Source organism: Streptomyces sp. NRRL F-5650, assembly GCF_000721365.1.
In the GTDB taxonomy this organism is placed as follows: Bacteria; Actinomycetota; Actinomycetes; order Streptomycetales; family Streptomycetaceae; genus Streptomyces; species Streptomyces ardesiacus.
Genome location: NZ_JOGV01000001.1, coordinates 600,779 through 606,902 on the forward strand (window position 1 = coordinate 600,779; position 6,124 = coordinate 606,902).

Annotated in this window: 3 protein-coding genes and 1 pseudogene; all 4 read right to left on the minus strand. The window is 72.6% G+C overall.

Translation table 11 applies throughout. The features are described from left to right. Positions 1–7 precede the first annotated feature (7 nt). Positions 8–1,099, minus strand: coding sequence for a glutamate--cysteine ligase (locus tag IG88_RS0102805; protein ID WP_031034544.1), 1,092 nt, complete (start codon positions 1,097–1,099; stop codon positions 8–10). Positions 1,100–1,171: 72 nt separating this feature from the next. Further along, positions 1,172–3,397, minus strand: a complete 2,226-nt coding sequence (gene glgB / locus IG88_RS0102810; RefSeq protein WP_031034547.1) for a 1,4-alpha-glucan branching enzyme — start codon at positions 3,395–3,397, stop codon at positions 1,172–1,174. A gap of 3 nt (positions 3,398–3,400) precedes the next feature. After that, entirely contained in the window at positions 3,401–4,762 is a 1,362-nt protein-coding gene (locus IG88_RS0102815; RefSeq protein ID WP_031034549.1) for a maltokinase N-terminal cap-like domain-containing protein, read from the minus strand. A 28-nt stretch (positions 4,763–4,790) separates the two neighbouring features. After that, positions 4,791–6,124 (minus strand): annotated as a pseudogene (locus IG88_RS44080) (alpha-amylase family glycosyl hydrolase); the annotation flags it as partial.

Consider the following 6,124-nt stretch of genomic DNA (forward strand, 5'->3'; position numbering starts at 1 on the left):
GGGTGTCTCAGGCCGCCTGGGTGCGGCGCACGCACGCGGCGACGACCTCCCGCAGGCTGCCGGTGCGCTCCAGCAGCGCGCGCTGCACCTGGGCACCGTTGCCGTGCCGCAGCAGGTCGTCGGTCCCCTCCCGCACCCGGTCGAGGTCGCCCGACGCCGCGAGGGCCTCCCCGGTGTGCTCCAGCAGGGCCCGTACGACCCTCTCGGCCGGCAGCCGCCGCATCGTCGCGGGGTGGAGCAGCTCACTCGTCAGCCCGGACCGGGCGGCCCGCCAGGCCGCGAGGCGGAGCAGGCTCACGCTGTGGGCGGCCGGCTCCGCGCCCCGGCGCCACTCCCGGGCGGCCGTGTCCACCAGCGCGCGGGCGAGCGCGGCCAGCACGACGGCCGTCGAGGCGTCCAGGCACACGTCCGCGACCCGGAACTCGACCGTCGGATAGCGCGGGGAGAGCCGGACGTCGAAGTAGACCATCCCGTCGTCGAGGATCGTCCCGGTGGCGAGCATGTCCGCGACCCGGCGGTGGTAGCGCTCCGCCGAGCCGAACAGCTCCGTGGGACCGGCCGACGGCCAGCGCTGCCAGACCCGGCTGCGGTAACTGCTGTACGAGGAGTCCCGCCCCTGCCAGAACGGCGAGTTCGCGCTGAGCGCGGCCAGCACCGGCAGCCAGGGCCGCACCCGGTCGATCACCGCGACGCCCTCCTCGTCGGAGTCGACCGAGACGTGCACGTGGCAGCCGAGGACCAACTGCTCGTGGACCACGACGCCGTACTGCTCGGCCATCCACTCGTAGCGCCGGTTCACGGCGATGGAGGGCGCCACCGGCAGGGGCGACGTGGCGAGCGCGGCGACGGCGCATCCGGTGCCCGCGGCGTGCCGCCCGGCCTTCTCACGACAGCGGACGATCTCCGCGTGCAGCCGCTCCATGTCCGCCTGCGGATGCGTGGCGAACTCGAGCATCTGCTCGTGCAGTTCCTTCTCGAAGACGTCCTGCCCGGTGTCGTCCAGCGAGGCCCGGGCGAGCACGGGGGCGGACAGCGCCCGCGGCTCGCCGGTCGCGGGATCGACCAGGAGGAGTTCCTCCTCCACTCCGACGGTGCGCACGTGATGCCGCCTTTCTGTGGGCCGGTGCCACCGACCGACTGCCCCGGGCGGCCGGTCGGACACCTGGTCGCCTCACAGAGCGGACGGCACCAGCCAGACCGTCGCCAGCGGGGGCAGCGTGACGCGGATGCTCCCGTCCTCCGGCTCGACCGGGTCCGGGTTGGTCACGCCGCTGCCGCCGTACTCCTCCGCGTCGGTGTTGAGCACCTCCTGCCAGGCGGCGGCCCCGTCACCGACCGCGAGCCCGTAGTCGTGCCGGACGACGGGGGAGAAGTTCGACACCGCCAGCAGCGGGGCGCCGTCCGCGGCGTACCGCAGGAACGCGAAGACGTTGTCCTCGGCCGCGTCCACCGACACCCACCGGAAACCGGCCGGGTCGGTGTCGCGCTGCCACAGGGCGGGGGTGCGCGCGTAGCGGGTGTTGAGTGCGCGGACCAGGTCCCGCACCCCGCGGTGGTCGCCCGCCGAGTGGTACCCCTCCTCCAGCAGCCACCACTCCGGTCCGTGCTTCTCCGACCACTCGGCGCCCTGCGCGAACTCCTGCCCCATGAACAGCAGTTGCTTGCCCGGGTGGGCCCACATGAAGCCCAGGTAGGCGCGCACGTTCGCCCGCCGCTGCCACCAGTCGCCCGGCATCTTCGACACCAGCGCCTGCTTGCCGTGCACCACCTCGTCGTGCGAGATCGGCAGCACGTAGTTCTCGCTGTACGCGTACACCATCGAGAAGGTCATCTCGTGGTGGTGGTACTTGCGGTGCACCGGCTCGTGGGCGACGTACTCCAGCGAGTCGTGCATCCAGCCCATGTTCCACTTCAGGCCGAAGCCGAGCCCGCCGGTGTCGGTGGGCCGGGTCACCCCGCCCCACGCCGTCGACTCCTCGGCGATGGTCACCACGCCGGGGCAGCGCCGGTAGACGGTCGCGTTCATCTCCTGGAGGAACGCCATCGCCGCCAGGTCCTCCCGGCCGCCGTACTGGTTGGGCTCCCACTGCCCGGAGTCGCGCGAGTAGTCCAGGTAGAGCATCGAGGCGACCGCGTCCACGCGCAGGCCGTCGATGTGGAACTCCTCGCACCAGTACACGGCGTTCGCCACGAGGAAGTTGCGCACCTCGGTCCGCGCGAAGTCGAAGGTGTACGTGCCCCAGTCCGGGTGCTCCGCGCGCCGGGAGTCCCCGGGCTCGTACAGCGGGTCCCCGTCGAAGCGGGCCAGCGCCCAGTCGTCCTTCGGGAAGTGCGCCGGCACCCAGTCCATGATCACGCCGATCCCGGCCCGGTGCAGCGCGTCGACCAGGTACCGGAAGTCGTCCGGGGAACCGAGGCGGGCGGTCGGGGCGTAGAAGCCGGTGACCTGGTAGCCCCAGGACGGCCCGTAGGGGTGCTCGGCGACCGGCATCAGCTCGACGTGGGTGAAGCCCAGGTCCTTCACGTACGCGGGCAGCTCCTCGGCCAGCTCGCGGTAGGTCAGCCCCGGCCGCCAGGACGGCAGGTGCACCTCGTACACCGAGAACGGCGCCTCGTGCACGGGTGTGGCGGACCGGGTCCGCATCCATTCCGCGTCGCTCCACTCGTAGTGCGAGGCGGTCACCACGGACGCGGTGTCCGGCGGCTCCTCGGCCGCGCGGGCCATCGGGTCGGCCTTGAGGAAACGGTGCCCGTAGCGGGAGTGGATCTCGAACTTGTACCGGGTGCCCTCGCCGACCCCCGGCAGGAACAGCTCCCACACCCCGGACGAGCCCAGCGAACGCATCGGGAACGCGGTGCCGTCCCAGTGCGTGAAGTCGGCGGCGACCCGCACGCCCTGCGCGTTGGGCGCCCACACCGTGAACCGGGTGCCGGTCACGCCCTCGTGCGTCATCGGCTCCGCGCCCAGCGCCCGCCAGAGCTGCTCGTGCCGGCCCTCGCCGATCAGGTGCAGGTCCAGCTCGCCGAGGGCGGGCAGGAAGCGGTACGGGTCGTGCGTCTCCTGCGGCTCGCCCTCCTCGTACGCCACCACGAGGGTGTACGCGGGAATCGCGGCCAGCGGCAGGACGGCGGAGAACAGCCCGTCCCCCTCCGACACGAGGGCGTGGCGCTCGCCGTCGACGACCACGCCCACCTCGCGGGCGAAGGGGCGCAGCGCCCGGAAGGCGACGCCGCCGGGCACCGGGTGGGCGCCGAGCAGGGCGTGCGGATCGTGGTGGGCGCCCGCCAGCAGGCGCCCGCGGTCGGCGGGGTCCAGGGGCGGTGCGGCCGCGCACGCACCGGACGGGTGCGGGGCCGGGGCGGAGGGCTCGGGGATCGAGGTGTCGCGGAGGGCCACGGGTCAGTCTCCTCTCACGGCGAGTCGTTCGATCGCCGCCATGGGTACGGGAAGCCAGTCGGGGCGGTGCCGGGCCTCGTACAGCACCTCGTACACGGCACGGTCCGTCTCGTAGGCGCGCAGCAGGCCGTGCTTCTTGCGGGGGTCCCAGCCGGCGCGCGCGGCGTAGCCCGCGCAGAATGCCTCCCGGCAGCGGCGCGCCCACTCGGGGCGCCACGGGCGGCGCTGCCGGGCGGCGTAGTCGAAGGAACGCAGCATCCCCGCGATGTCGCGGACGGGGGAGTGCGCGCTGCGCCGTTCGGCCAGCGGGCGCGAGGGTTCGCCCTCGAAGTCGATGACGAACCAGTCCCGGCCGGCCCGCAGCACCTGGCCGAGGTGCAGGTCGCCGTGGATGCGCTGGGCGGGCGGCCCCGAGTCGCAGGTGGACAGCGCCGCGAAGGCCGCCCGCAGACCGGGGACGAAGGGCTGCAGCGCCGGTACGCAGTGCGCGGCGGCGGTGAGCCGCTCGGTCATGTCCGCCGCCGTACGCCCGTTCTCGCCGGGGGCGCCGACCGGGAAGGCGGAGGCGAGCGCGAGGTGCACGTCGCCCATCGCCCGCCCCAGTTCGTGCGCCTGCACGGTGAACTCGTCGCCGGCGGCCAGCGCGTTCAGGGACAGGGTCCAGCCGTCCGAGGCACCGTGCAGGAACGGCTGGAGCACACCGAGCGTCGCCCCGTACGGATGGGTCGTGCGCATCCACGCCACCGGCGCCGGGACCCGGCCGCAGCCCTGCCGGGCCAGCGCGTCCGGCACCTCCAGGTCGGGGTTGACGCCGGGCTGGACCCGCCGGAACAGCTTCAGGATGAACTCGTCGCCGTAGATCAGTGAGGAGTTGGACTGCTCGGCGTCCAGCAGCCGCGGTGCGAGACCGCCCGGCACCGGACGCGCCGGGTCGGCCTCGAAGCGCAGCGGGCCGGCCTTGCCCGGGTGCCGCAGCCGTTCCAGCAGGAGCTGGGCGGTCCGCGGGTCGTGCAGCGCGTCGTAGACCGTCCGCCCGGCCAGCGGACCGTCCTGCACCTGCCCGATGACCGCCCGTCCCAGGCGCGGCGACGGCTGCTCGCGCACGCCGAGCAGCAGTTGGTAGCAGTCACCGGCCGGGGGAGTGCCGCCGGGGGAGGGCACGGGGCCCTGCCCGGTGTGCACCAGGAGGTGGAGACAGCCGGGGAACAGCTCGGTCATGGACAGCAGACCCAGCTCGGCCACGGGCCGGTCCTTGCCGGCGAACCAGCGCTGGCGCGGCAGCCACTGGCGCAGCAACTCGCCGAGCGACGCCATCGGCTCGGCGAGCTGCCCGCGGCTGGGGCGCAGGGGTGCGGTCTTCGGCATGGTGACGCGTCCTTTCCTCGGCCCACGCTCAAGCGCGGCGGCCGATGCGGGATGCGACTCGGGTGAGCCGGAACCAGTAGAAGCCGTGGCCCCCGAGGGTCAGCAGGTACGGCAGTTCACCGATGGCGGGGAAACGGACCCCGCCGAACAGCTCGACGGGATGGCGTCCGGCGAACTCGCGCAGGTCCAGCTCGGTGGGCTGGGCGAACCGGGCGAAGTTGTTCACGCACAGCACCAGGTCGTCCTCGTACTCGCGCAGGAAGGCGAGCACGGCCGGGTTGGACGAGGGCAGCTCGGTGTAGGTGCCGAGTCCGAAGGCGGGGTTCTGCTTGCGGATCTCGATCATGCGCCGGGTCCAGTGCAGCAGGGACGAGGGCGAGGCCATGGACGCCTCGACGTTGGTCACCTGGTAGCCGTAGACCGGGTCCATGATCGTGGGCAGGTAGAGGCGCCCCGGGTCACAGGTGGAGAAGCCCGCGTTGCGGTCCGGGGTCCACTGCATGGGGGTGCGCACGGCGTCGCGGTCGCCGAGCCAGATGTTGTCGCCCATGCCGATCTCGTCGCCGGTCCAGCAGGGTGGCGAGCCTGCGGCGGATGCCGATGTTGGCGCGCATGCGCGGGTCCTTGGCGTACTCCGCGTACATGTAGTCGCGCTCTTCGTCGGTGACCATTTCGAGGGTCAGCTCGTCGTGGTTGCGCAGGAAGATGCCCCACTGGCAGCCGGAGGGGATGGCCGGGGTCTTGGCGAGGATTTCCGAGACCGGGTAGCGGGACTCGCGGCGCACGGCCATGAAGATGCGGGGCATGACGGGAAAGTGGAAGGCCATGTGGCACTCGTCGCCGCCGGTGGCGTAGTCGCCGAAGTAGTCGACGACGTCCTCGGGCCACTGGTTGGCCTCCGCCAGCAGCACCGTGTCCGGGTACTGGGCGTCGATCTCCCGGCGCACCCGCTTGAGGAACGCGTGCGAGGCGGGCAGGTTCTCGCAGTTGGTGCCCTCCTCGGCGTACAGGTAGGGCACGGCGTCGAGACGGTAGCCGTCCACGCCCAGGTCCAGCCAGAACTTCAGGGCGGCCAGCATCTCCTCCTGCACGGCCGGGTTCTCGTAGTTGAGGTCCGGCTGGTGGGAGAAGAACCGGTGCCAGTAGTACTGGCCCCGGACCGGGTCGTAGGTCCAGTTCGACGCCTCGGTGTCGACGAAGATGATCCGGGCGTCGGCGTACCGGGTGTCGTCGTCGGCCCAGACGTAGTAGTCGCCGTAGGGGCCGTCGGGGTTCTTGCGGGACTCCTGGAACCACGGGTGCTGGTCGCTGGTGTGGTTCATGACGAAGTCGATGATCACGCGCATGCCGCGCTGGTGCGCC